Annotated in this window: 1 protein-coding gene; it reads right to left on the bottom strand. The window is 70.2% G+C overall.

All coding sequences use genetic code 11. The features are described from left to right. The coding region (locus RVY79_RS20120) for a gamma carbonic anhydrase family protein (protein WP_317466347.1) at positions 1 to 262 on the bottom strand (262 nt) is incomplete at both ends.

Here is a 262-nt window from a genome sequence, read left to right as displayed (position 1 = left end):
CGGTAGCGGCGGGCGTTGTCCACGTAATGGGCGGCGCTGGCGCGCAGCCCGTCGATCTGGTGCGGCTCGAGGGACCGCACCGCCTTGGCGGGGCTGCCGATGATCAAAGAACCATCGGGGAACTCCTTGCCCTCGGTGACCAGCGCGCCGGCGCCAACGATGCAGTGGCGGCCGATGCGGGCGCCGTTCAAGATCACCGCGCCGATGCCGATCAACGAGCCGTCGCCGACGGTGCAGCCGTGCAGCATGACCTGGTGGCCCA

It is taken from the genome of Chromohalobacter sp. HP20-39, assembly GCF_033052815.1.
Classification (GTDB): Bacteria; Pseudomonadota; Gammaproteobacteria; order Pseudomonadales; family Halomonadaceae; genus Chromohalobacter.
This window is presented reverse-complemented; position numbering and strand designations above follow the sequence as displayed.